This is a genomic window from Inquilinus sp. NPDC058860 (genome assembly GCF_042743185.1).
Taxonomy (GTDB): domain Bacteria; phylum Pseudomonadota; class Alphaproteobacteria; order DSM-16000; family Inquilinaceae; genus Inquilinus.
Genome location: NZ_JBHYMS010000001.1, coordinates 241149 through 264614, shown reverse-complemented (window position 1 = coordinate 264614; position 23466 = coordinate 241149). Strand labels below are relative to the sequence as shown.

Genomic DNA, 23466 nt, shown 5'->3' with positions numbered 1-23466 from the left:
CGCCGGAGGCCGGCATTGGCACGTCGACGCCGACCCTGAAGGCCGGCCGGAATGAGCCCCTAGCTGACCTTGGTGAAGCGGCCGAGGCTGCGGACGATGTTGTCGAGCAGGCCGCCGCCCTCCGCTGCCGCGGCCTCGACCTGCCTCGGCACCGGCTGCCGGGCGAATCTCGGATCGACCAGGCGCCGGCGATGCTCGCGGATGGCGGCGCTGACCGCGAGGCGGAAGACATTCGGGCTGAGGGGCTTGATGGCGAAGCGGTAGATCTGCCCCTGGTTGATCAGCTTGACGATGGTGTCGGCATCGGGAGAGGAGGTCGTCGCCACCACGGTGATCGAGGGGTCGATCTTGGCGATCCGCGTCAGCATGTCTGTGACGTCGACGCCGTCGACCTCGCTGTTGGTGACGATGACGCCGATCTCCTCCTGCTCCAGGATCTCCAGCGCCTCCTCCATGGTGGAGGCGGTCAGGATGCTGTAGTCGCGGGTGAACATCTCGAGCATTTCCTGGCGGTCGGCCGCCACGCCGTCGATCGCCAGCAGCTTGGTGGCGACGCCCAGCGGCGGCGTCAGCACCGCCTCCACCTCCTCGGCCGCGGTCGGGGCGGCGCGCGCGATCTCGACCGCCTCGGCGATGACCTGGCGCAGCTCGTCCTGGTTCCAGGGCTTGTTGAGGAAGCGGAACACCTCGCCTTCATTGACCGCGCCGATGATGGCGACCAGGTCGCTGTAGCCGGTCAGCAGGATCCGCACCGTGTTGGGCCACCGCCTGCAGACCTGCGACAGCAGCTCGATCCCGACCATCTCCGGCATCCGCTGGTCGGAGACGATCACGTCGATCCGGTGGGCCTCCAGGATCGCCAGGGCCTCCCGCCCGCTGGTCGCGGTGTAGACGTCGTAGCTGGACCGGAACATCACCTTGAGCAGCTTCACGATGCGCTCTTCGTCGTCCACGAAGAGCAGGCTGGGCCTGTCAGTCATCTCGCTCTCCTTCGTACCTCGAAGCGTCATGGGAGGGGGGCGGAACCGTCTTATGCGGCGACCTGCTCGAGCCGATGCTCGGCATCGGCCTTGGCGCGATGCGGCAGGATGATGGTGAAGGTGGTCCCGACGCCGGGCCGGGACCTGGCGGAGATGGTGCCGCCATGGGTCTGGATGATGCGGTAGCAGATCGACAGCCCCATGCCGGTTCCCTTGCCGACGTCCTTGGTGGTGAAGAACGGATCGAAGATCCTGGGCAGCACGTCCGCCGGGATGCCGGTTCCGCTGTCCTCGATCTCGATCCGGATCGAGTCCTCGGATTCCGCCCGCGTGCGCAGGGTCAGCTTGCCGCGCCGGGACTGGTCGGCCATGGCGTGGGCGGCGTTGTTGATCAGGTTCAGGAACACCTGCTTCAGCTGCGTCGCCGACGCATGGATCTTGGGGATCTTGCCATAGTCCTTGACCGTGTCCGCGATGTACTTGACCTCGGACCGGGCGATCAGCGCGGCGCTGTCCAGGGCCTCTTCGATGTCGACGTATTCGAGGCGGCCTTTGTCGAGGCGCGAGAAGTTCTTCATCGTGATGATCAGGTTGGTGATCTCCTCGAGGCCGTGCAGCCCCTCGTCGATCAGCATGTTGAGCTCGCCGATCCGGTCGTCGGGCTGCCCGTCTTCCGCATCCGTGCGCGCACCGGGCGTCGATGTGCTGCCCGGGTTCACCTCCGCCATCTGGTCCCGGATCAGGCAGAACACCGCCTTCACATAGGCCAGCGGCGTGTTGATCTCGTGTGTGATGCCCGCCACCATCTGGCCCATGGCGGACAGCTTCGACGACTGGATCAGCTGCGACTGTGCGTCCTCATTGGCCTGCAGCAGCGCCGATTTGTCCCGGTTGAGCTGCCGGTGGTGGCGGCGCAGCAGGTAGCCGGCCCAGGCGGTCGCGGCGACCAGCAGGAAGGAGCACACCAGCACCAGGTCGCGCAGCAGCGACCGGTACCGGTTCTGGTCGGCCTCCAGCACCAGGGCGTCGCGTTGCAGGCGGTCGATCGCCTGGGCGGTCGGCACGGCCGTGAGGTCGACGATCAGCTTGGTGCCGAGCTGCTTCTGGCGGAGGATGACCGCCATATGGGCCAGCAGCGTCTCCGCCTTGGCCGCGGCCTCGGGCGAGGTCCGGCCGGCGGCCTCGCGCAGGGCCGTCATCTGACCGTCGATGACCTGCCGAAGCTGTTCGTTGGGGGTGACGATGTAGCTGGCCACGTCGATGACGATACGGGTCAGCAGGTCGGCGATCGGCGGGTTGGGCGAAGGCCTGTCCGCGCTGCCCGCGAGCTCGGCGAACAGGTCCGCCGCGGCGATCGGCAACAGGCGCGATGAGTTGCTGATGATCGAATACTGCGCCTTGATCCGCTCGACGATGCGGATCTTGTCGTCCATCGCCGAGCGGTATGCGGCGAGCGACGACGACAGGCCCTGGTCCGGCAGCGGGTCGCCCGCGGCCAGCCTTTCGATCGTCCGATACCGCTCGGCCAGCTTGCCGACAGGTGCGGCCACGGAGTCGTAGTTGGGGTTCAGGCCCAGCTCCAGGCTCAGGACGTCGGCGCTCCAGAGGGCGTCGATCTGCTTCATCTCGGCGAGGCTGGCCAGCAGCTCCGACGGCCGGGTGTCCGGCGTGCGCAGCATCGCCAGAAGGGTCGCCAATACTGCGAGAAGAACGGCGATGAAGACACTGCAGACGATCCTGGATCTGATGATCATGACGTGATCTCCGTCACCGGCCGGTGGCTCTTCAATTGCGGTGGGCCAATTCACTGCGAAGGGCGGGCGTCGAGGGGGCGCCCCTTGTATTCGCCGGTCAGGGTTCGCAGGAACGCCACGATCAGCGCGTTGTCGCGGGATGAGATCTGGCGCCCGAGCTGGTACTTCGCCATGGCGTCGACGGCTTCGGTCAGCGTCGCGGCCGAGCCGTCGTTGAAGTAGGGCGCCGTCAGCGCGACGTTGCGCAGGCTGGGGACCCGGAAGACGAACTTGTCCTCCTCGACCCTGGTGGTGTTGTAGAGGCCGAAATCGGGATCGGCGGCGGCGCCGTGCGACCGGAAGTAGTCCCCGGGCGTCCCCAGCACCCCGAACACCTGGAACATGTTTCCGCCGACATTCACCCCCTGGTGGCAGGAGGCGCAGCCATAGGTCTTGAACAGGCTGTAGCCCTCGAGCTCGTCGGGGCCGAGGGCCGCCGCGTCGCCGCGCAGGAACTTGTCGAACCGCGCGTTCGGCGTGGTCAGGGACCGTTCGTAGACGACGATCGCGTCGGTGATGGTCTGGGGCTGCAACCCTTCCGGATAGAGGCCGGCGAAGGCCTGGCTCAGCGCCTGGTCCCGCGACAGCTTGTCGATGATGGCCGGCCAGGTTTCGCCCATCACGGTCGGGTCGTGGATCGCAGCCTCGACCTGCTGTTCCGACGACGCGAAGCGGCCGTCCCACATCAGGCGGAAGTTCAGCGTCGAGTTGAAGATCGTCAGCGTGTTCCGCCTCCCGGCCTTGCCGCCGAGCCCGCGCGACTTGGCCAGCCCGTCGTCGCCGCCATTGTCGAGGTCGTGGCAGGACGAGCAGGCGTTCTCGTTTTTCCTGGACAGCCGGACGTCGTGGAACAGCGCCTCGCCCAGATCGATCTTGCGCTGATCCAGCTCCAGCTGGAACGGGATCGGCGCGATCGGCTCCGGCGTCTGCGCCACGACCAGGGCGGGACCCAGAAACGCCAGGGCCAGGGCGGGCACGGCGGCGATCAGGAGCTGCCGTCCGACGGCCGGGGCCTGTCCTGTCACGCGCCGGCGTTGAGGGTCGAGATCGCGCTTCATCTTCTGCCTGCCCAGACGAATTCGTGGCCACGACATGGGGGCGTGACGAGAATTATTGTCTGCCGGAAGAAGATCTCCGCATCATGCGATCTCGTTATGGCCGTATTATCGCGGCGATGAGCGGAGAGCCTCCGCTGTTGCGGTACCGTCAGGACCCGCGGGCCTCCGGGACCAGAGTGCTGACACCACTCCCGAGCGTCGCGCACCACCGGCCGGGACTTGAGCGTTTCGGCCGGCCGTTGCCCAGCCGCAACTGCAGTGGAGGCCTGACATGCTCGCTCGGACCGCCGAACGCAAGATGCTCGTCGTACGGGGCGTGCTGCTGACCGGATGGGCCGGGCTCATCGCCTCCCTGTTCTGGGACCCGGTCTCGACGGGCTGGACCAGCCAGGCCGGCGGCGCGGTCGCGGTCCAGGACCGCATGCTGGAAAGCGGGCCCTATCAGATCGGGGCCCGGGTGTTCTGGACCATGGTCGTGCCGGTCATTCCGCTGTTCCTGATGGTGTTCGGTCACGAGGCCTGGCGCCGCATCTGCCCGCTGTCGCTGATGTCCCAGCTGCCGCGTTATCTGGGCTGGCAGCGGCAGCGCACGGTGGTGCGTCGCCGGACCGGCAGGCTCGAGCGCACACTGGCCCTGATCCCCCGCGGCGGCTGGCTCGAACGCAACGCCTGGTACGTCCAGTTCGGCATCCTGTTCGCCGGCCTGAACGCGCGGATCCTGTTCATCAACAGCGATCGCACCGCACTGGCGGCGGCGCTGATCCTGGTGCTGGCCGCGGCGTTCCTCGTCGGCTTCCTCTGGGGCGGCAAGTCCTGGTGCAACTATTTCTGCCCGGCGAACATCGTCCAGAAGATCTACACCGAGCCGCGCGGCCTGCTGGAGAGCGCGCCCCACCTGCTGCGCCCGGCCGTGCCGCAGTCGATGTGCCGCAGCGGCTCGCCCGACGGCGACCGCGGTGCCTGCGTCGGCTGCACCGCCAACTGCGGCGACATCGATCTCGAACAATCCTACTGGAACTCGATCCTCGATCCGGCCCGGCGCCGCATCTACTACATGTTCAACGGGCTGATCATCGGCTTCTACTGGTACTTCTATCTCTATGCCGGAAGCTGGGACTACTACCTCTCCGGCGTCTGGAGCCATGAGTCCGGGGCGCTCGGCCGGCTCCTCGATCCAGGCCTGTATCTCGCCGGCCAGGCGATACCGATCCCCAAGCTCGCCGCCGTGCCGCTGGTCATGGGGGCCGCGGTCCTGGCCTCGCTGGCCCTGGGCGCCGGGGCGGAGCGGGCCTATCGCTGGCTGCGGAGTCGCGCCGGCAAGACCGTCCCCGAGACGGAGATCGTCAACCACTGCCTGAGCGTCAGCGCCTATCTGTCGATCAACATCTTCTACCTGCATGGCGGCCGGCCCAGCCTGCTGATGCTGCCACCGGCCGCGATCCATTTCGTCGACATCCTGATCGTCTCGCTCAGCACCATATGGCTGTGGCAGGCGCTCAATCGCTCGGCGTTCAGGTATGAGCGTGAGAAGATCTCGTCAAATTTGCTCAATCAATTGAAAAAACTGAAGATCGACTTCAGCCGGTACCTGGATGGCCGATCGGTCGCCGACCTCAAGCCCGACGAGATCTATGTCCTGGCGAAGGTGCTGCCGGATCTGCCGCACGACCAGAAGCTCGAGGCCTACCGCAACCTGCTGGACGACGCCATCACCACGGGCAAGACCGGGGCCGTGTCCTCGGCCGAGCTGCTGCACGACGTGCGGCAGCAGATGGAGATCAGCGACGAGGACCATCTGCGGCTGCTGGAGGAGCCGGAGATCTCCGAGGCGGCGGTTCTCGACACCGTCCGCACCACCACCAAGGAGCGGATGGCCTGCGTCGCCAACTATCACCAGATCATCGGCCGGTACCTCGTCGCCCATGTCGCATCCGGCCGGACGCTCGACACGATCCGGACCGACCCGGGCATGCAATCGACGATCAGGACCCTCCGCACCAGCCTGCAGATCACCGATGCCGAGCACCGGGGCGTCATGGCGGAGTTGACTGCGCCGGGCGGCATGCTGGCCCGGCAGATGGAATCCATTCTGGACGCCCTGGCGAAGCTGCAGGGGGCGTATTTCTGCCTGCAGAGTTCCAGCCTGCCCGATCGCTTCGCCCGCACGCTGAACGAGCTGCTGCTGGCGGCCGGCGCGGACCGGCTGGGGGCGCTGCACGAAGCCGCGCTGTCCTGCCTGCACGCCTTCGACGGCAGGCTCGGCCGATGGTATGCGCAGGATCTGGCCGCACTGGCGGGCGACGGCGCGATCGACGCGCTGTCCCGCCCGGTCGCCGGGCAGGAGGAGGTTCGCTGGGGGAAGGCGCTCGGCGAGCCGATCACCGCCATCCTGCAGGGCACGGCCGCGGCATCCGACGCCGACGGCGAGCGGCCGGCGGAGCTGCCGCGCCGGTCGTTCCGCGAGGTCATCGCCGCCGGCCTCGATCGCGCCGCCAGCCTGGACCTGCTGCTGGAGCACGAGGCGCCGGTCGTCCGCGCCCTGACGCTGACCGCGTTCAGCTATGTCGACGACGCCCTGGCGCGCGCCGCCGCGCGCCGGCTCGCAGACAGCGGGCAGGCCGACGGCCACTGGCTGCTGCGGCAGACGGTGGACATTCTGGGCGGCGCCGCGGCGGCGGAGGCCGGCACGCCCGAGCCGGCGATCCACGCCGTGATCGTGCTGCCCGACGGCACGCAGAGCCGCTCGACGCATGCGCAGCCGGTGATCACCGTTGGCCGCGGCCCCGGCAACGACATCACCGTCGCCAGCCCGCTGGTGTGGCCGTACCACATGGCGCTTTCGTCGGCCCATGGCGAAGTCCGCCTCCTGCGGCTCGACGGCGCCGGGATCCTCATCGACGGCGTTGCTTGCGACGGTGAATCCTCCGTCCTTCATCGCAATGCCCTGCTGACCTTCGGACCGGGCGCCGGGCCCGCCCTCCGGATCGACTGGCAGGATGCCGCCGAAAGCCGCTGCCTGCGGTCCTTCGACCCGGCGCTGCGGCTGGTGGCGCTGGCCCGCAGCCCGGCGCTGCGGCCGCTGGGCCTCTCCGCCCTCGCCGACATTGTCCGCGACTGCCGGGTCGGGCGTTTCCGGGCCGGCGATGGGCTGCCGGCGGCCACCGGGTCGGGCGAGATGCGCTTCCTCCAGTTCGGATCGGCCCGCACGTCCGCGCGCAGCTTCGAGGCCGGCGATCTGATCGATCCGGGCGATGGCGCGCTCGAGATCGTCAGCGACTTCGCGATCGTCATGACCATCCCGCGGCCCGGCCCGGCTGCGACGGTTCCGGAAGAGTCCAGCCGGCCTGCGCCGGCCGCCGCCGAGGCGGCGGATCTCGCCCCATCCCTCCGCTACGCCAGCTGATCGCGAGCCGGACAACACGCGAACCAAGGCAGGGAAATCACGCGCATGGATACGCTGACCGAAAATATTACGGCTGAAGCACAGGGAGTCGATCTGGCGGTTCTCGTGTTCCTGGTCTTCATCTACGTCTCCGACAGCGAAAAGGACATCACGCCGCAGGAGGTGCAGCGTTTCCAGACGCTGATGAACGACCTGCACTGGACCGACAACGAGGACATGTGCAAGGCGCTGACGACGCTGCGGTTCAACTACACGGCAACCTGGGCCGACTACGAAGCCGGGACGCTGGCGGCGGACCGGGATGCGATCGCCGGCCAGCTGGTCCGGTTCGACCGGGCGTTCGGCAGCGAGCGCGCGAACGCGCTGAAGGCATCGCTCGCCGACCTGGTGCAGCGCATCAGCCGGGGGCCGTCACGGCCGGGCGTCAGATTCGCCCTCGGGGAGTCGAAGGGGCGGGCCAGCGCCCGGCAGGAGCTCGAAACGCTGCTGGCGCCTCCGATGTCCGCCGCGGCGACGGCCGCGCCGGACAAGGCCGGCATCGACCCGAACCCGGAGCCGACCCCGAAACCGACGGCGGGCACGGAGTCTTGGCCCGCGGCCCGGACGGCGATCGGTGAGGCGCCGGTGTGGCAGGGCGGCCGGCTCAGGGTGCGGTGCATCTCCTGCGTCGACGAGACGCGGGACACCAGGACCTTCACTTTGGCCGCCGACCCGCCCCGCCTGTTCAGCTACAAGCCGGGCCAGTTCGTCACGCTGGAGCTGCCGGTCGACGGCCGGACCCTGCGCCGCAGCTACACGATCTCGTCCTCGCCGTCGCGGCCCTACACCCTGTCGATCACGGTCAAGCGCGTGCCCAAGGGCTGGGTCTCGAACTGGCTGCACGACACCATGGCGCCTGGGTTCGAGCTCGAGCTGATCGGCCCGCACGGCCATTTCACCTGCGTCGACCGGCCTGCAGCGAAGCTGCTGTTCATCGCCGGCGGCAGCGGCATCACGCCGGCGATGTCGATGCTCCGCTGGCTCGCCGACACCGGCTGCGCCGCCGACATCGTGCTGATCAACAACGTCCGGACGCCGGACGACGTCATCTTCGCGCAGGAGCTGCAGCATCTCAGCTCGCGCCTCGGCGATGCCCTGCGCCTCGCGGTCGTGCCTTCGCGGGTGTCCCCGGGGCAGTCCTGGAACGGCCCGACCGGCCATTTCAGCGAGGCGCTGCTGCGGCTGCTGGCGCCGGACGTGCTGGAGCGCGAGGTCTTCGTCTGCGGTCCCGCCGGCTACATGGCGACGATCAGGATGCTGCTGCAGGCGCGGGGCTTCCCCATGGCCCGCTACCATGAGGAGAGCTTCGGCGGTGCGCCGGCCTCCGCGCCCGCGCTGCCGGCGCCCCAGGCGCCGAAGGCTCCGCCGGTGCCGAAAGCAACCGCCGCGGCCGCGCCGGCCCCGGTGGCTCCCGCCGAGGTCAGGCTGGTCTTCCTGAACAGCGACCGGACGATCAACTGCGGTGCGGACGAATCCATCCTCGACGCCGCCGACCGCCATGCGATCCCGGCCCAGAGCTCGTGCCGCTCCGGCGTCTGCGGCACCTGCCGGATGAAGAAGCTGAGCGGCACCGTCAGCATGGAGGGCCAGGTCGTCCTGTCCGATGCCGAGATCGCGGACGGCTATTTCCTCGCCTGCATCGGCCAGGCCAGGGGAACCGTTGTGATCGATGCCTGAAGGCGGTAAGGCGGCGGCAAGCGCGCCGCCGCCTTACCGGGTCAGGTCGTCGATCAGGCTCTGCGGGGCAGCGGCGCTGTTGTCGCGCATCCGCCGCATATGCCGGACGAAGATGTCGACATAGGGCAGCAGCGCGTCGGAGCCGCGGGCGTGCAGCTCGGCCTTCAGCGCCGGCAACTGGGCGGCGATCACCTCGTCCGAATAGTCGCTGCCGGTGCTGAGCACGGTATCGAGATAGGTCTCCCGGGAGGTCCTGACGGTTTCCTCCAGCCCGTCCCGCTGGTCCTCCATCTCCCCGATCCGGGCGGTGGCGTCGGCGATGGCCTTGCGGATCTGGGCGTCCTGGCGCCGCGCCTGCAGCTGCCGCAGCGCCGGCCGGGCCACGCCCTCGATCGCCCTTTGCACCGCCAGCAGGCGCTGATGGTCGACGCGCAGCTTGTTGCCGAGCAGGGCGCCGACATTGATCAGCAGACGGATGGTGCGGTCCCGCGCATCGTTGCGGTCGACCAGCGCCTCGCGGATCGACCGGCCGGCGTCGCGCAGCTGGGCGCGGACCGTCTCGTCGCCCGCCTGGTCGGCGAGGCGGTCGAGGGTGCCGAGCGCGGCATCCTCGCGGCGCGCGGTCGACGGGGCCTCGCCGGAGGACGGCATCGCTTCCCAGGCCTTTTCGATCTCATCCAGCTTCTCGGGCGAGGTCACCACCGGCGCCGCGACCACCAAGCGGAAGCCGAGCTGCCGGCTTTCCGTGGCCGTGGCGGCGCCGGCGGCGTAATAGGGCATCTCGACCCGCATCCCGGTCCGGATCTGGCTCAGCGGCGTGTTGTAGTCGCCGCCGCGCGCGATGAAGCCGCCGGCCTGGCCGTGCAGCCGGCCGCGCCGGTTCAGCCGGAAGGATTCGAGCATCATCTCCGCGGCGTTGCCCAGGATGTCGTGCAGGCCGAGCGGGTTGGGCTTGAGGAGGCCGATCGGGTGCAGCCGGCCCTCGGCCGAGCCGGTGCCCTGGTACCAGACATAGTCGGCGGCGCCTTCCGGCATCGGAAATCGCGCAGCCAGGAAATTCTCGGAGGACACGGCCATGCCGCCGCGGGCGGCGTATTCCCACTCGTCCTCAGTCGGCAGGCGCAGGAAGCCGGGCGTGCCCGATTCCGCAGGCAGCGCGTCGCGGGCATGGGCCAGCAGCCATTGCGAATAGCGGTTGGCGAAGCCGACCACGTCGAACCAGGAGACCTCGGTCTGGGGCACGCGCTGCCGCATCCCGGGATCCGGGCAGGCATCGCCGGACAACGCGGCCCATTGCGCGCGCGTGACCTCGTACTTGCCGATCAGGAAATAGCGGGTGCCGGGGACGGCGGGGTCGCCGAACGCGCCGGCGATCACGTCGAACCGCCGGTCGCTGAAGAAGCCGAGCTCGGGCTGTGCGTCGCCGAACTGGACCCGGACATCGTCCAGCACCCCGGTCGAGGGCAGGGCGACGCGGCGGAAGGCCATGGCGCCGCCGCAGGGCATCGGCAGCACCACGTCGCCCTCCGCCGGGGCGGGGTTGTAGGCCTCCACCGGCCAAGGGACGTCGTCGGCAACGGCCGGGTGCGCGGCGGCCAGCAGCGCCGCGCCGATCAGCAGGCCCCGGAAGGACGATGGTCGGCGTTCAGCCATCGCGCAGCTCCTTGGAGACTTCGATGCGGGCCGCCAGCAGGCTGCCCCAGCTGGCCGACAGCAGCGCCGCCGCCATCGTCGCCGCCGCGGCCACGGCGAGGTGGATGGGCAGCAGCCGGCAGATGCGCTCACCGGGCAGCAGCTCGGTGGCGAACATGGTGTTGAGGACCGTGGCGGCCCCTTGGAACACCGCGCCGCCAAAGATCAGGCCGAGCAGCGCGATCAGGACCGCCTGGGTGACCGGGAAGGCGACCAGGGCGCGGGTCGGCAGGCCGATCAGCCGCAAGAGGGCGAGGTCGCGCCGCTTCCGTTCGACATGGCTGCGCAGCCCGGCCGCCAGCGAGATCAGGTAGCCGAAGCCGCCGCAACCGGCGATCAGCCAGAAGGCGATGCCGAGATTGCGGTCCAGCGACTGCATCTGGGCGATGTCGGCCGCGGCCGTGCGGACCGCGATGTCCTGGGTTCGGAACGCCTGCTCCAGCCCGGCCACGTCGTAGATCGAGCGGGCATAGAGGCGGAAGCGGGCGAAGCTGCGCTCGGCCTGCGGCCGCGGCGCCCCGGGCCAGCCGCGGTCATCGACGGCATAGCCGTCCCGCCAGTCCTCGGTGGCGATCAGCAGGTCGAGCGGCGCCAGGATCGCCTCGCCCGGCGAGACCGGCTGGTCGGTGATGCCGGCGACGATGAGCGGGATGCGCTGCGCCTCCAGCACGCCGTCGCGCTGGCGGGTGATCTCGGCGACCAGCCCGCCCCCCTCCACGACGGCCAGGGATTCGGCCAGCCGTCGCGTCAGCACCACCGCGTCGGCGGCCGGGGGCTCGGCTGTGCCCAGCATCGGGTCGCCCGGCCCGGTCGGCAGCAGCGGCGTGCCGGACAGGGTGCGGCCGCCCGCCTCGCTGCGCAGCCGGGTGAGGCCGGCGGCGATCGCCCGGGTCGCCGGGGTGACGAAGGCGACGTCCGGCCGGGCGGCGAGCCCGGCGAAGAAGGCGTCGTCGAAGCGGCCGCTTCCGGCGGGGACGATCTCGCGGTTGCGCGGATCCTCGATCAGCCGTTGGGCCAGGGTGTCGATCAGGCCGAAGCGCAGCCCGAACAGGACGAGAAGGGGCGCGAGCACGGCCGCGAGGCCGAGCACCTGGCACAAGGCGATGCGCCAGTCATGGCCGAAATCCCGGGTGGCGAGGCGCGTCGCCATGGCAATGCGTCCGGCCATCGGCTCAGGTCCAGAAATAGGCGCGGACCACGTCGTCCTCGCGGCGCAGGGCATGACCTATGGTCCGCCGCCCGCTGGCCTGCGTGCGCGACCAGTCGTGCGAGGCGATCACGGCGGTGGTGCGGAACCGTTCGACCGTCTCGACCAGCAGGGCGAAGACCCGGTCGGCCGTCGGCGGGTCGAGCGAGGCGGTGGGCTCGTCGGCCAGCAGCACGTCCGGGCGATGGGCCAAAGCGCGGGCGATGGCGACCCGCTGCCGCTCGCCGACCGACAGCCGGTCCGGCCGGAGGCCGAGCAGCCGGCCGAGGCCCAGCCGGTCCGCCAGCTCGCGCACATGGCCGGGATCGTAGCGCCCGGCCAGGCGGGCGGTCAGGGCGATGTTCTCGACCACCGAGAGATAGGGCAGCAGGCCGCCGGTCTGCAGCACATAGCCGATGCTGCTGGCCCGGATCGCGGCGAACGCGTCATGCCGCCGCCGGCGCCACAGCGCGGCGAGATCCAGCGGCGGGCGGCCGAGCGCCGCCAGCTCGAAGATCTCCGCCCGGTCCGGCGCCAGCGTCCCGGCCAGGAGATCGAGCAGGGTCGACTTGCCGGAGCCGGACTGGCCGTTGAGGAACAGGATCTCGCTGCGCGGCACCACCAGGTTGCTGACATGCAGCTCGAACCCGGCCTTGCCGGCGCCGCGCCGCAGCACCACGTCGCGCAGCGTGTAGACGGGGGTGATCATGGCAGCGCATCGAGCGGCATCGGATAGACCGCGTCGCCGCCGGTCCGCTGGTCGTCGAGCGCGATCCACAGGTCGGTGTTGTCGTAGATCTGCTGGTACAGGGTCGCCTTGGCCTGCAGGTCGTCCAGAAACTGGCGCTGCTGGCCGAAGCTCCAGGACAGCCAGTCGTCCTCGGTCAGCTCCATGATCCGGCTGCGATAGGGCAGGCCTTCGAGGTATTCGCCGATCAGGCCGAGATCGGCCAGGTGCCGCGCATCCTCCCGGCCCACCCCCTCCGGCCGCCGGGCCATGGTCGCGGCGGCGCTGCGCAGCTGGCGGAAGAAGTCGTTCGGCGCCACCCGCGTCGCTTCGCCGGCATCGATGATCGCGTTGAGCGTCGTCTGCAGGTCCGACAGCTGGTTCTTGCTGATCAGGACGCGCACGTCGAGCGCCTTGCGGGCCGGGTTGGCGATGTCGCGGTCCGAGATCCAGGACGAGAACAGGCGGGGGACGCGGCCGCCCTCCTTCTGGCCGAGATAGGCGAGCTGCATGGCACGCCCGACCAGGCCGGTGCGGACCAGCGCCTCCCGGCTCGGATCGTCGGCCTTGGTGTCGGCAGGGGCCGGCGCATCCGTCGCGGCCGCCACCTGGCCCTCCGCGGCCGACTGCATCTGCCCGAGCATGATCCCGGCGATCCGGTCGATCACCGACCCGAAGCTGCGCAGGTCGCCCCTCTCGATCGGGAAGTACAGGCTGCCGACATTGGGATAGTCGGACAGCGGCCGATAGGCCTCCTCGGCGGCGGCGTGGTCGTCCTTGCCGGCCGCGGTCTCCAGGTGGATGACCAGCACCGCGGCGCCCTTCGACTGGGCCAAGAGCCGCAGCTGGTCGGGATCGAGATGGGTGGAGGAGTAGGGGTCGTTGGCCCGGCGCGGGCTGGCATCGGTGATCAGGACGATCAGCCGCCCGGCCACGCCGGTCCAGTCGATGTCGTCCAGCGCGGCCTTGACCCCGGCGAAGGAATCCTCGCGGAAGTCGCGGTTGTCGACATGCGAAACCTTGGCCGCGTCGAAGCGGTCCAGGAACCCCTTCGGGTCGAGCCCGTCGGCCAGGGTGGCGAAGACCTTGGCGATGTACTCGTCCGGACGGCCGTCCTCGAGCACGTCGCGGAACCCGACCAGGCCGAGGCTCAGCCTGTCGCCCTCCTCGGCATGCAGCTTCTCGATCAGGGCGTGGATGGTCTCGCGCGTCCGCGCCAGATAGGGATCCATCGACACGGTGGTGTCGACCACGAAGACGACGCCGGCGCGGTAGCCGGCCATCACCTGCGCCGCGCTGCCAGGGTCGGTCTGCTGCGGCGGCGGATCCGCCGGCTCCTGCAGCGAGGTCGCCGCCACCTGCAGGGCCAGGCCGGGGAAGCCCTTGGCGAAATAGCCGTCGGTCCAGTTCAGGATCGGCAGCAGGTAGAACGCCTTGGCCGGATCGACCCAGGCCGACGGCTCGATCGCCGCGATCGGGCTGTCCGGCGGCAGCGTTCCGGTGATCGCCGTCTGGCGCAGGGCGGCGGTCCGGGCCTCGGCGTCCGTGGCCTCCATGATCGACAGCAGCGGCGCGGAGTCCTTGAAGAACAGGGCGCGGTCGCGATTGACCGGATTGGTGAAGTTCACCACCAGGGTCTGCTTCCAGTCGATCGCCTCCGCCTCGGGAAGCCAGCCCAGCGTCCGGCCGCCGGACGTGGCCCCGACCTCGAGCCAGTTGCCGCCGTCGCCCGCCGTCCGGGCATAGACGAACAGCATGGTCAGCGGCGAGATCTCGGCCTCGGCCGGCGGTCCGCCCGGGACCTGGGACGGCCGCGCGCCCGGGCGGGCCAGGACCCGCTGCCACAGGCTCGTCGTGCCGGCCATCAGCAGCGGCTTGCGGGCGCCGGCGGGCGGATCCTGGGCGACCGACGGGACGGCGAAGGCTGCCAGCCAGGCCAGACCCAGCAGGGCGGCGAGCCGGAGCCGGAAGGCAGGTGTCGTCATCGCGCTGATTCCGCGTTGTCGAGGGCCTGCAGCCGGGCCCGGGCGATGCCGATGCCGCGCTGCAGGGCCAAGGCGTAGAACTCGCGCGCCTTGGCAGGGTTGGGGGTGCTGAACGGGTTCGGACCGGTGGACCGGACCTGCGGGTCGTAGAACTGCGCGAGGCCGAAGGCCGCGTCGCCGCTGCCGCGCCGCGACGCCTCCTCCCACAGCACCAGCGCCGTGTCGGCGTCGCGCTGCTCGGTCAGGAAGCGCCGGCCAGCGGCGAAGATCTCGGCCGGCGCCAGCGCCAGGATCCGCGGCAGCTGCCGGCGGTCCAACTCCTGCGGCGTGGCCGGCCCGGCCGAGCCCGGCGATGCCGATATCATCGGCGCGGGCGCGGCCGGGGGAGAGCCCGAACCCGACCACCACCACACGCCTCCGAAGACCGCCACGGCGAGCAGGAGGGCGGCGCCGAGGATCGGCCGCGGCCGGAGCCGCTCGGTCCAGCGAGGCCGATCGGGCTCCGCGGCATCGACCAGGCTGCGCATGGTTTGCGGCCGGTCGCGCGGGTCCGGGGCCAGCATGCGGGTGATCTGGCCGGCCAGGCTGGGCGGCACGCCGTCCAGGTCCGGGGTCATCTTCCGGGCCTCGACCGTGGCCATCATGGTCTTGCCCATCTCCAGCGGCCGGCCGCGCGCGGCCGCGGCGAGGACGAGGCCCAGGCTGTAGATGTCGGACCGGCCGTCGACCTGCGCGCCGAACAGGCCGATCTGCTCCGGCGACGCCCAGGAGAGCTTCCCGGCGAACCGGCTGCCGATCAGGGTCCGCATGCTGGGGTCGGCGAACCGGGCGATGCCGAAGTCGATCAGCTTCGCCCGTTCGAGCAGGCCGTGCTCGAGGATCACGTTGTCAGGGGACAGATCGCGGTGATAGATGCCCTTGTCATGCGCTTCGGCCAGGCCGGCGGCCAGGCGGTCGCGCAGCTGGGCGATCTCGGACGGCGCCAGCGGGCCCTCGCGCAGCCGGTCGCGCAGCGACGGCCCGTCGACATACTCCATCACCAGGTGCAGCCGGCCGCCGGCGTCGCGGAACAGCCCGTCATAGCTGACGATCGCCGCGTGCCGGATCTTGCGCAGGGCCTCGGCCTCGCGCAGGAACAGGTTGACGATCGACTCGTCGCCGACCAGGTCGGGCCGGATGATCTTGATCGCGTGCAGCGTCCGCTGGTCGCAATGCTCGGCCTGGTAGATCTCGCCCATGCCGCCGCGGCCGATCAGCCGGATGATCCGATAGGTGTGCAGGACCACCGTGCCCGGCGCCAGCGACGGGCCGGCTTCGGCCGGCGCGCTCGGCGCGACCAGGCGTGTCTCCTCGGCCGACGACGCCGCGGAGTCACGGATCGGATCGGGGGTCATGGCCTCGGCTACCAGGCCGGCGGAAACTCGCTGACCACCAGCACGGCCGGCACCGGCCGGTCGGGCGCCTCGACCGACGCGACCCAGATGGCGTAGCGGCCGTTTCCGGGAGCGGTCAGCGTCATCGCCGGGTTGACGCCGCCCGCCTCGCTGTCGTCGGTGCACAGCCACTGCCCCGCGGGCGTGTGGACCACCAGGGCCGTGTCCGTGCCCGCCGCCACGTAGAAATTCACGGGGCCGCCGACATCCTCGAGATCGATGGTCGCATCGGGGCGTTCCGGCGTGATGTTGCCGACGCAGTCATCGGCCAGGCCGACGACCGAGATACGCCCGCCGGCCAGGACGCCGATCGGCAGAGGGTCGGTCCGGAACGCGCCCGTGAGGGTGGCGGCCAGATAGTATGGCCGGGTCGTCGGGTCCGGCACCGCCGAGACCGGTGCGGATGCGGTCTGCTGTGCGATCGAGGTCGGTGTCGTCAATAACAGGAAGAAAAGAACCGCAAAGACGCGTTTTGCGATTGGCATAATTGCCTCCAGGTCCGGGCTGTTCTCGGGGAATATGCGTTGTGATCTGTGAGCGGACCAGAATTCACCGGCCTTTCGGCCTGGATACGATCATGTCAATTCCGCATGCTCCGCAGCGGCCATGCCGGGACCAGGATGTCGGGCTTCTGCGACCCCATCTTCGAGAAGGCGCTGCCGATGTCTCCGTTCAAGTCGCCGATGATCGTGCTCGGTCTGGGCCTGCTCTGCGCCGCCTGCGCCGGTCGGCTGCCGGACCCGAAGCCGTTCTCCCAATACGGCAAGGGGCCCGAGGCCGCGGACACCGTACCGGCGACGCCCGTCGCCGTCACGACGCTGCCGCTCGAGGTCATCGCCCGCAAGGCACAGTCGTCGCGGGTCACGCTCGACCGCGCGATGGACACGGTGCAGCAGCGGCTGAGCTACCTGAAAAAGCTGGTCATCGAGGCCAGGGCGAATCTCGGCCAGAACGGCACCCCGGCGCAGTATGCGGCGCTGCGGCAGGCGGAGCGCCAGGTCCGGCGCGGCATGGTCCGCGCCCGGATCTCCACCGGCGACCAGACTGCCGGCTGGACCGAGCAGGCGTCGACGATCAACGACCTCAGCGGCCTGATCGTCTCCGTCTCCGGCCTGGTCAACACCATCGGCGACGGGCAGCCGGTTCCCGGGACGGCGCAGGCGGGAGCCGCTGCGAAGCCGTCCGATCTCGGCGAAACCGGCGTGTTCGAACCGGCACAGGCCCTTCCCGTCGCCGCGCCCGCCACCCCGGCCGGTCCGGTCGCCGCGGCCGGGGCGAGCTGAGCCTCGGATCGGTTCGGAAAAGATGGAGGGCGGCCCCGGGCCGCCCTTTCAGTTCCGGACGACGGCGGCCAGCATGGATTTCAGCGCCTGTCCGGCCTGCAGGAAGGGCATCGGGTCGACCGGCTCTTCCGCGCGCCGGATCTCGTAATGCAGGTGCGGGCCGGTCGACACGCCGGTCGAGCCGAGCTGGCCGATCACCGTGGCCGCCGTCACCTCCTGCCCCGCCTCCACCGCGATCGACTGCATGTGGCCGTAGCGCGTGACCAGGCCGTCGGCGTGCTGGATCTCCACCATGTTGCCGTAGCCGCCAACCGGCCCGGCCCGCAGAACGCGGCCGTCCCCGGCCGCATAGATCGGGGTTCCCGCCGGCGCCACCAGGTCCAGCCCGGCATGCAGGGCCGGAATGCCGGTCACCGGATGGACCCGCAGGCCGAAGGGGCTGGACAGCCGCAAGGGCACGCGCAGCGGCACGGCCAGGGGCCAGCCGGGCAGGCGCGCGGCCAGCGCCCGGGCCTGCGCGTCGAGCGCTGCCGGAGCGAAGGGGCGGATCGCGGCGGCATGATCCCCTGCGATCGGCAGGTCGAGTTGCTGCACCGTGCGGTCGATCGCCGCGACGGCCACGGCCAGCTGCGCCGTCTGGGCGAAGCGGCGGTCGGCCGCGGCCAGATCGCCCTCATCCGCCGGGGCCGGCGCGCTCTCCTGGGACGGCGCCTGCGCGACCTCGTGCTGCGGCGTCGGTTCGGAGGTCTCCCGGAAGACGGCGAGGCCGAGCACCGCGGTGAAGGACAAAGCGACGGCTGCTGCGGCGCTGACCACCACGGGCCGAATGCGGGATGGCGGCCGGGGAGGGGCCGGCGCGGAGATCACCATCGGTCTCGTCGACGCCTGCGGCCGGTCGGACAGCGCCAGCACCACCGCTCCGCTGCCATGCCGGCCGGCCGCCTCGGCGCGCTGCACCAGCAGCTTGGCGGCGGCGTTCGGCGGCAGCCGCTCAAGCAGCAGCGCGGTCCCGTCGACGACGTCGGCGATGGCCGGCGCGCCGAGGATGATGCGATCATCGGCGTCGAGCCGGACGCGCATCGGCTCGACATCCGGGCTCGCAACTAGGGGGATGAGGCCGGCGCGGCCTAGGCGATGGGCGCTGCCGCCGCCCAGCCGCAGGTATAGCAGATGCGGTGGCCGCAGCAGCGCGATCGCCGCCGAGACGCCGGTCTTCCGCCGCGCGATGCGGGCCAGCTGCGCTTCGTCAACCGCGCCGTCGAGCGCGGCGAGAGCCTCGACCAGTCGGAGGGATCGTGGATCGTCCGCGGCCACGGCCCAGAGCCCGATCTCGGGACGGCAGAGGCAGACCGTACCGGCCGCGCCGGTGACGGTGCCGGAGGGGGCGACCTCGATCAGATCCCGCGGCATCAGTCGAGGGCCGGAGCCGGCGCCGCGGCTTCGGCCGGCATGCTGCCGGCGGTCGCGACGAAGCGGCGGATGGCGTCGTCGAGCAACGGGGCACCCTGCGGTTCTGCACCGTCGAGCCAGGCATAGCGGCGGTCGATGGCGGTCCACAGGCGCAGCCCGCCGAGCTTCCGGGCCAGGGCCGCGAGGGCCGCGTCGTCGCCCCGGCCGCGATCGAACAGCGTGGCCCGACGGGCGGCGACGGCAAGGCGCAGCAGCGGCCCGGACGATCGGCTCAGCGCGGCGAGGAGGCGCGTCGCCGTCTCCGGATCGGCGGCCGGCGTCAGCTCGAGGTCGTCCTGCAGCCCGTCCCAGGCACGGGCCACGTCGTCGAGATAGAGCGCCAGCACCGACGCCGTCAGGTCGCCGCTCTCCGCCGGCGCCGCGCCGAGCACCCAGTGGTCGGAGTCGAGAGAGGTGGACAGGTCCATCAGCGCCGGCACGACCACCCGGTGGAAGCCGTCGGCGGTGAGCAGCCCGGGGATCGGCGTGGCGAGCGAGGCGCCCGACCGGCGCCGCACCGCCCAGCCGTCCGCCCCGAGCACGAGGTCGGCGCGGAAGGGCGGCAGGCCCTGGGCCGCGTCCGAGGTGCGGATCGCGGCATAGGCCCTGGCCGACAGCGGCTCACGGCGCAGCCGGACCCGGATCCCCTCCACGACGGTCATATCGACTGGGACGGTGAGGCGCGGGTCGGCGGCAAGGGCGCGGTCGAGCAGCCCGAGCAGCGGCTGGCGCAACGCGTCCGGCGCGGTCAGCGACCAGTCGGTCGATGCCCACAGCCGGATCAGCCCGTCCTGCCGCGGGCCGGCGCCGCCGATGGCCAGCGCCGCTTTCAGCCCGTCGAAGGCGAGGTCGGAGGCGATATCCGGCCGGTCGATGCGGGCCAGGATGCGCTCTGCCAGCCGGCGCAGGAACGCGTCCCGCAGCAGCTCCTGGTCGAGCTCGGCGGTCGCGGCGGAGAGATCGTCCAGCGGCGCGGCGTTCAGGCTCAGGTGCCGCCACCAGGGCAGGGGTCCGGGAGCCGCCAGGGGCGAAGCGGCCAGCGCATCCAGGGCGGGCAGCGCGGCCGCGGGCTCGTCCGGCGCCGCCTCCGGTGCGGGCGTCGCCGCCTGTGCCCGCTCGATCGCGGCGCGCGCCCGGTCGGCGACGCGGTGGTTCGAGACATGGATCGCCGCCAGGCCGGCCAGCAGGGCCGCGGCCAGGACGCAGCCCGCGATACGGGCCAGGCGGCGAGGGGGGGCCATGGCCCGCGGTCACACCGGCGCCAGCTTCGGCGATGGCGGCGGCGTCGGCAATTCGGGGGCGGGCGGCGGCAGCCCCGCCGCAGCCAGGGCCTGCACCAAGGCCGGCGTGGGCGGGGCCGGGATCGCCGGCGGCATCGAGACGATGGCGCCGGCGCGGGCGGGCCTCGCCATCATGCCGATCGTGGTGCCGATCATGGCGATGCCCGTGGCGCTGATTTCGATGATCTGAGGCCCGGTCAGCCCGTTCACCACGAAGCGGATCTTGTCGGGGGTGACCTCGATCCGGCTGCTGCCGGGCGTCGTCGCGGCGGCCGGCCCCGGCGCCATCGCGGTGGGAGAGGAGGTCAGGACGTACTGCGTCTTGACGTCGATGGAATAGACGTCGCCGACCTCGACATTGTGGTCCTTCTGTGCCTTGAGATAGACTTCCTCCTGCCCCTGCTTGTCCTCGAAGCGCAGCTCGTTATAGGCGTTGACCGCGCCGCGGTCGGTGTGCGTCCGGAAGGTCGACCGCGTCTTGTCCGCCGGCAGGGTCTCGGGCGGATCGTTGGCGGCGTTGTAGACGACCCCGGTCACCAGCGGCCAGTCCGGGTTGCCGTGGATGAAATCGACCACGACCTCCTGGCCGACCCGCGGAATGATCAGGCCGCCGAAGCCCTTGCCGGCCCAGCTCTGGGCGACCCGGATCCAGCAGGAGCTGTTGTCGTCCTTCTTGCCCTCGCGATCCCAGAAGAACTGGACCTTGATGCGGCCGAGCTTGTCGGTGGTGATGGTCTCGGCCTTGGGGCCGACGACGACGGCGGTCTGCGGCCCCTGGATCACCGGCGCCGGCGTGCGGCGCAGCGGGCGGTATTGGGTGGTCGCGGGGATGATCTCGATCATGCTGCGGTAGAGGAAGCGGTCGCCCTTCGCGTCGACGGCGTTCTCCCCGCTACCGCCGACCTCTCCGACCTCGCCGACCACCGTGAACTCGTTCCCCACGGCCAGGAAGCGCTCGGTGGGCCTGGGGCGGGACCCGACGTCGCCGTAGTAGAACGGGTTCGCCGCGGTGAAGATCGATCCGGTCGTGATCTGCCGCGCCGTGCTTTCGACCCGCGCGCGATAGGCGTTGCAGGCCAGTTCCTCGGCCCGGATCGTGGCGTAGAAATCGCCGTCCTTCTTCTCGATGTAGCGGCCCGGATAGATGAAGGTCTCCTGCGTCGGCGAGGCGCCGCCCCGGGCGGTCGTCGTCTTGGCCGCCATGACCGGTGCGCCGGCGGGGAGCCTCAAGACGCCCGTCGACCTCTTGTGCGGCGGGATGCCGCCGACCTTCACGGACGGGACGCGCGCCACGGCCTCGAGATTCGCCCTCGGCTGCTCGTGGTCGTAGTCGTTGAGGACGACCCTGTCCGGCTGCATCGACACCACCTCCTCCCAGCGCAGGATCAGATCCTCCTGGTGGAGGTTCCGGGCCGGCCGGAGATTGTGATGGGTCTCCACCACCTGCGGCGTGCAGGCTTTGTGGCTCGAGGCGTCGTCGACCAGCACCAGGTCGTGCCGGTTCTCCGCATGCTCGAAGTAATAGTAGATGCCGTCCTGTTCCATCAGCCGGCTGACGAAGGCCAGGTCGGTCTCGTCGTACTGGACGCAATAGGGGCGCCGCGGAAGGCGCCCGGTGGGCCGGCCCTTGAAGGTGCCTTTATGCTCCCGGAAGATCTGGGTGATGATCTCGAGACTGGTCTTGTTCTGGAAGATCCTGCTGTTGCGACGATAGTCGAGCAGCGACAGCCAGGGCCGCACCTCCGCCACGTAGTTGAGGCGCTCGGTGTCGTCGAGGCCGAGATACTGGAACCGGGTGACGATGCCGTGGAAGAAGCGCGTCGCCGTGCCCTTGAGCTTGAGGCCGACCGTGAGGCTCTGGCCGGGCACCTTGGCGAAGGTCTGGATCGGGTCGGGGCTGGCGAGCGTCACCTCGTAGAGGAATGGCTCGCCCAGCCGCTCGACGCCTCTCAGCCGCCGGAGATAGACCTCGTTCAGCTGGAACGCGGCCGAGGTCACCGCCGCGAAACGGTTGTCCTTCAGCAGGGTTTCGATCGTCGACAGGGGCATGGTGATGTTCCACCGGGTCTGCTGCGGGTGCGATCGCGCCTGGTCGCCGGACTGCAGGGGGTGCGTGGCGATATTGGGCGGCTACGGAGCAGCCGCGAGTCTGTCGGCTCTGTACTGCTGGATCAGGTACATTGAGACGGCGCCCATGGTGAGGGCGATCAGCGGCGACACCACCTGGGACACGCGCGTCCAGTTGATCTGCTGGTCCGACCTGTTCCTGTACTTGGTGTCCTCGCCCTTCTTGCCGATGTCGGAGAGGATCTTGGACACGCCCTCCTGGAACTTGGCCTCGGTGATCTCGTTGGAGATGGCCTGCCGGCTCAGGTCCCGGACCTGACTCCTGAAAGCCTCCATCTGCAGGGCCAGGGCGTCGTCGATCTTGTCCTTGAAGCAGATCATGATGCCCTGGTCGACGGCCTCCATGGTGGCGTGGACGAAGTGGTCCACGGCCTTCCGGTACTCCTCGGGCGACACCCAGCGGCCGTTATGGGCGTCGTATTTTACGGCCGGTCCGTCGGCCTCGTCCTTCGCGCCCGGCTTGCTCTCCAGGACCAGCGTGCCTTCGCCCCATATGCCCGGCGCCGTTGGACGGTACTCGGCGTAGACGAGCTCCGCCGGGTCGTCCTGGACGCGGGGGCCTCCCAAGGTGTTCTCGACCTTTCGCGTCCGGACGTGAACCGGGATGTAGAATTTGCGGTTCTCGTCCTTGCCGATCTCGACGAGGCCGCTCTTCGGAAACTCCTTGATCGGGCTTCCGGTGGTCGCCTTCGCCTTGGTGACCGTCTTGGGCTTCTCGCCGTCCGGGACGGCAATTGCCGAGGCGCCTGCGGACAGCGGGGTGGCCGGCAGGACAGTCACCCAGTCGACGAACTCCGCGCTGCCCGCCCGGGCGGGCTTGACCAGGGCGCCGGCCTTCACCAGCGTCACCGCGCCGCTGCCGTCGCGCTCGACCTCCTTGATGCGAAAGCTGTCCGAGCCGGGCGCGCGCAGCACCTCGACCAGCCGGCCGTTATAGACCCCGTCATAGACCTCGTAGGTGTCGTCGTTCGGCAGGGACTCCCTGGCCTTCGGGGCGAGCCTTTCCGGAATGAAGGTGCCGGTCCCGCCGGACAGGACACTCTCTCCGGCTTCCAAAGTCGATGTGAGCAGCCGCATCTCGCCGGTCTGCGATCGTTCGATGACGACCTGCCGTCCATCGACCGTGCCCTCCACAACCCGCCGGCCCTGAAGGGTGCCGACCCTGCAGCCGTCTTCGACCTCATCGCCCCAGGTGACGTTGTCCACCGGGGCGAGGTTCATTCGTGAGATCCGGTCGAGCTCGATGGCCTCCCACTGGGCTTCGAGGTCGTCCTCGGGACGGATCGTCCTCGTCCCGCAGAGCCCGGCGAGCCATGCCGAGAACCTGTCAGTCATTGCGGTCATCGTCTGGGAA

16 protein-coding genes are annotated in these 23466 nt (G+C 70.4%); 3 read left to right on the top strand and 13 right to left on the bottom strand.

Annotated features, from left to right (window positions below):
* Positions 1–59 precede the first annotated feature (59 nt).
* Genes ACFW16_RS01205 through ACFW16_RS01195 form a run of 3 tightly spaced genes read right to left on the bottom strand, consistent with a single transcriptional unit; the run spans position 60 to position 3831 of the window.
* A complete protein-coding gene (locus ACFW16_RS01205; RefSeq protein WP_380301028.1) occupies positions 60–980 on the bottom strand; it encodes a response regulator in 921 nt (306 codons plus the stop codon).
* Between the two features lie 50 nt (positions 981–1030).
* Positions 1031–2734: a DAHL domain-containing protein gene (locus ACFW16_RS01200; RefSeq protein ID WP_380301026.1), complete on the bottom strand. Its 1704-nt coding sequence runs from the start codon at positions 2732–2734 to the stop codon at positions 1031–1033.
* A 50-nt stretch (positions 2735–2784) separates the two neighbouring features.
* The gene (locus tag ACFW16_RS01195; RefSeq protein ID WP_380301024.1) at positions 2785–3831 is read right to left on the bottom strand and encodes a cytochrome-c peroxidase; all 1047 of its coding nucleotides are present in this window, start codon (positions 3829–3831) and stop codon (positions 2785–2787) included.
* A 271-nt stretch (positions 3832–4102) separates the two neighbouring features.
* Between ACFW16_RS01195 and ACFW16_RS01190 the strand changes: the two genes are divergently transcribed.
* Together ACFW16_RS01190 and ACFW16_RS01185 are read left to right on the top strand one after the other, a co-directional pair.
* Positions 4103–7234 carry a 4Fe-4S binding protein gene (locus ACFW16_RS01190; protein ID WP_380301022.1) on the top strand — a complete coding sequence of 1044 codons (3132 nt, stop codon included), beginning with the start codon at positions 4103–4105 and terminating at the stop codon, positions 7232–7234.
* Positions 7235–7279: 45 nt separating this feature from the next.
* Entirely contained in the window at positions 7280–8950 is a 1671-nt protein-coding gene (locus ACFW16_RS01185; RefSeq protein WP_380301020.1) for a 2Fe-2S iron-sulfur cluster-binding protein, read from the top strand.
* A gap of 33 nt (positions 8951–8983) precedes the next feature.
* Here the strand turns inward: ACFW16_RS01185 and ACFW16_RS01180 are convergent, their stop codons facing one another.
* The 6 genes from ACFW16_RS01180 to ACFW16_RS01155 are packed head-to-tail and all read right to left on the bottom strand — an operon-like array spanning position 8984 to position 16359.
* On the bottom strand, positions 8984–10603 hold the full coding sequence (locus ACFW16_RS01180; RefSeq protein WP_380301018.1) for a formylglycine-generating enzyme family protein: 1620 nt from the start codon (positions 10601–10603) through the stop codon (positions 8984–8986).
* Positions 10596–11792 (bottom strand): FtsX-like permease family protein, encoded by a 1197-nt coding sequence (locus tag ACFW16_RS01175; RefSeq protein ID WP_380301016.1) that lies wholly within the window; start codon positions 11790–11792, stop codon positions 10596–10598. Before ACFW16_RS01175 ends, ACFW16_RS01180 begins: the two co-directional genes overlap by 8 nt.
* 22 nt (positions 11793–11814) lie before the next feature.
* The gene (locus tag ACFW16_RS01170) at positions 11815–12537 is read right to left on the bottom strand and encodes an ABC transporter ATP-binding protein (RefSeq protein ID WP_380301014.1); all 723 of its coding nucleotides are present in this window, start codon (positions 12535–12537) and stop codon (positions 11815–11817) included.
* Positions 12534–14540 (bottom strand): serine/threonine protein kinase, encoded by a 2007-nt coding sequence (locus ACFW16_RS01165; protein WP_380301012.1) that lies wholly within the window; start codon positions 14538–14540, stop codon positions 12534–12536. Before ACFW16_RS01165 ends, ACFW16_RS01170 begins: the two co-directional genes overlap by 4 nt.
* The gene (locus ACFW16_RS01160; RefSeq protein WP_380301010.1) at positions 14537–15934 is read right to left on the bottom strand and encodes a serine/threonine-protein kinase; all 1398 of its coding nucleotides are present in this window, start codon (positions 15932–15934) and stop codon (positions 14537–14539) included. The genes ACFW16_RS01165 and ACFW16_RS01160 overlap by 4 nt, the downstream gene beginning before the upstream one ends.
* An 8-nt stretch (positions 15935–15942) precedes the next feature.
* Positions 15943–16359, bottom strand: coding sequence for a hypothetical protein (locus tag ACFW16_RS01155; RefSeq protein ID WP_380301008.1), 417 nt, complete (start codon positions 16357–16359; stop codon positions 15943–15945).
* 276 nt (positions 16360–16635) lie between these two features.
* Here ACFW16_RS01155 and ACFW16_RS01150 point away from each other — a divergent pair, with 276 nt between their 5' ends.
* Positions 16636–17256 (top strand): hypothetical protein, encoded by a 621-nt coding sequence (locus ACFW16_RS01150; RefSeq protein WP_380301006.1) that lies wholly within the window; start codon positions 16636–16638, stop codon positions 17254–17256.
* 48 nt (positions 17257–17304) lie between these two features.
* Here the strand turns inward: ACFW16_RS01150 and ACFW16_RS01145 are convergent, their stop codons facing one another.
* The 4 genes from ACFW16_RS01145 to ACFW16_RS01130 form a co-directional block, all read right to left on the bottom strand.
* Positions 17305–18666 (bottom strand): M23 family metallopeptidase, encoded by a 1362-nt coding sequence (locus tag ACFW16_RS01145; protein ID WP_380301004.1) that lies wholly within the window; start codon positions 18664–18666, stop codon positions 17305–17307.
* Positions 18666–19946 (bottom strand): ImcF-related family protein, encoded by a 1281-nt coding sequence (locus ACFW16_RS01140; RefSeq protein ID WP_380301002.1) that lies wholly within the window; start codon positions 19944–19946, stop codon positions 18666–18668. Before ACFW16_RS01140 ends, ACFW16_RS01145 begins: the two co-directional genes overlap by 1 nt.
* Before the next feature lie 9 nt (positions 19947–19955).
* On the bottom strand, positions 19956–22034 hold the full coding sequence (locus ACFW16_RS01135) for a type VI secretion system Vgr family protein (RefSeq protein WP_380301000.1): 2079 nt from the start codon (positions 22032–22034) through the stop codon (positions 19956–19958).
* 81 nt (positions 22035–22115) lie between these two features.
* Positions 22116–23456, bottom strand: a complete 1341-nt coding sequence (locus ACFW16_RS01130; protein ID WP_380300998.1) for a hypothetical protein — start codon at positions 23454–23456, stop codon at positions 22116–22118.
* Between the last annotated feature and the right edge of the window lie 10 nt (positions 23457–23466).

Excerpts from the sequence above, each read along its gene's own strand:
- ACFW16_RS01185 (WP_380301020.1), top strand. The coding sequence starts at position 7,280 with ATGGATACGCTGACCGAAAATATTACGGCTGAAGCACAGGGAGTCGAT.
- ACFW16_RS01145 (WP_380301004.1), bottom strand. The coding sequence starts at position 18,666 with ATGCCGCGGGATCTGATCGAGGTCGCCCCCTCCGGCACCGTCACCGGC.
- ACFW16_RS01135 (WP_380301000.1), bottom strand. The coding sequence starts at position 22,034 with ATGCCCCTGTCGACGATCGAAACCCTGCTGAAGGACAACCGTTTCGCG.
- ACFW16_RS01160 (WP_380301010.1), bottom strand. The coding sequence starts at position 15,934 with ATGACCCCCGATCCGATCCGTGACTCCGCGGCGTCGTCGGCCGAGGAG.
- ACFW16_RS01170 (WP_380301014.1), bottom strand. The coding sequence starts at position 12,537 with ATGATCACCCCCGTCTACACGCTGCGCGACGTGGTGCTGCGGCGCGGC.
- ACFW16_RS01140 (WP_380301002.1), bottom strand. The coding sequence starts at position 19,946 with ATGGCCCCCCCTCGCCGCCTGGCCCGTATCGCGGGCTGCGTCCTGGCC.
- ACFW16_RS01130 (WP_380300998.1), bottom strand. The coding sequence starts at position 23,456 with ATGACCGCAATGACTGACAGGTTCTCGGCATGGCTCGCCGGGCTCTGC.
- ACFW16_RS01195 (WP_380301024.1), bottom strand. The coding sequence starts at position 3,831 with ATGAAGCGCGATCTCGACCCTCAACGCCGGCGCGTGACAGGACAGGCC.
- ACFW16_RS01200 (WP_380301026.1), bottom strand. The coding sequence starts at position 2,734 with ATGATCATCAGATCCAGGATCGTCTGCAGTGTCTTCATCGCCGTTCTT.
- ACFW16_RS01175 (WP_380301016.1), bottom strand. The coding sequence starts at position 11,792 with ATGGCGACGCGCCTCGCCACCCGGGATTTCGGCCATGACTGGCGCATC.
- ACFW16_RS01165 (WP_380301012.1), bottom strand. The coding sequence starts at position 14,540 with ATGACGACACCTGCCTTCCGGCTCCGGCTCGCCGCCCTGCTGGGTCTG.
- ACFW16_RS01205 (WP_380301028.1), bottom strand. The coding sequence starts at position 980 with ATGACTGACAGGCCCAGCCTGCTCTTCGTGGACGACGAAGAGCGCATC.
- ACFW16_RS01150 (WP_380301006.1), top strand. The coding sequence starts at position 16,636 with ATGTCTCCGTTCAAGTCGCCGATGATCGTGCTCGGTCTGGGCCTGCTC.
- ACFW16_RS01190 (WP_380301022.1), top strand. The coding sequence starts at position 4,103 with ATGCTCGCTCGGACCGCCGAACGCAAGATGCTCGTCGTACGGGGCGTG.
- ACFW16_RS01180 (WP_380301018.1), bottom strand. The coding sequence starts at position 10,603 with ATGGCTGAACGCCGACCATCGTCCTTCCGGGGCCTGCTGATCGGCGCG.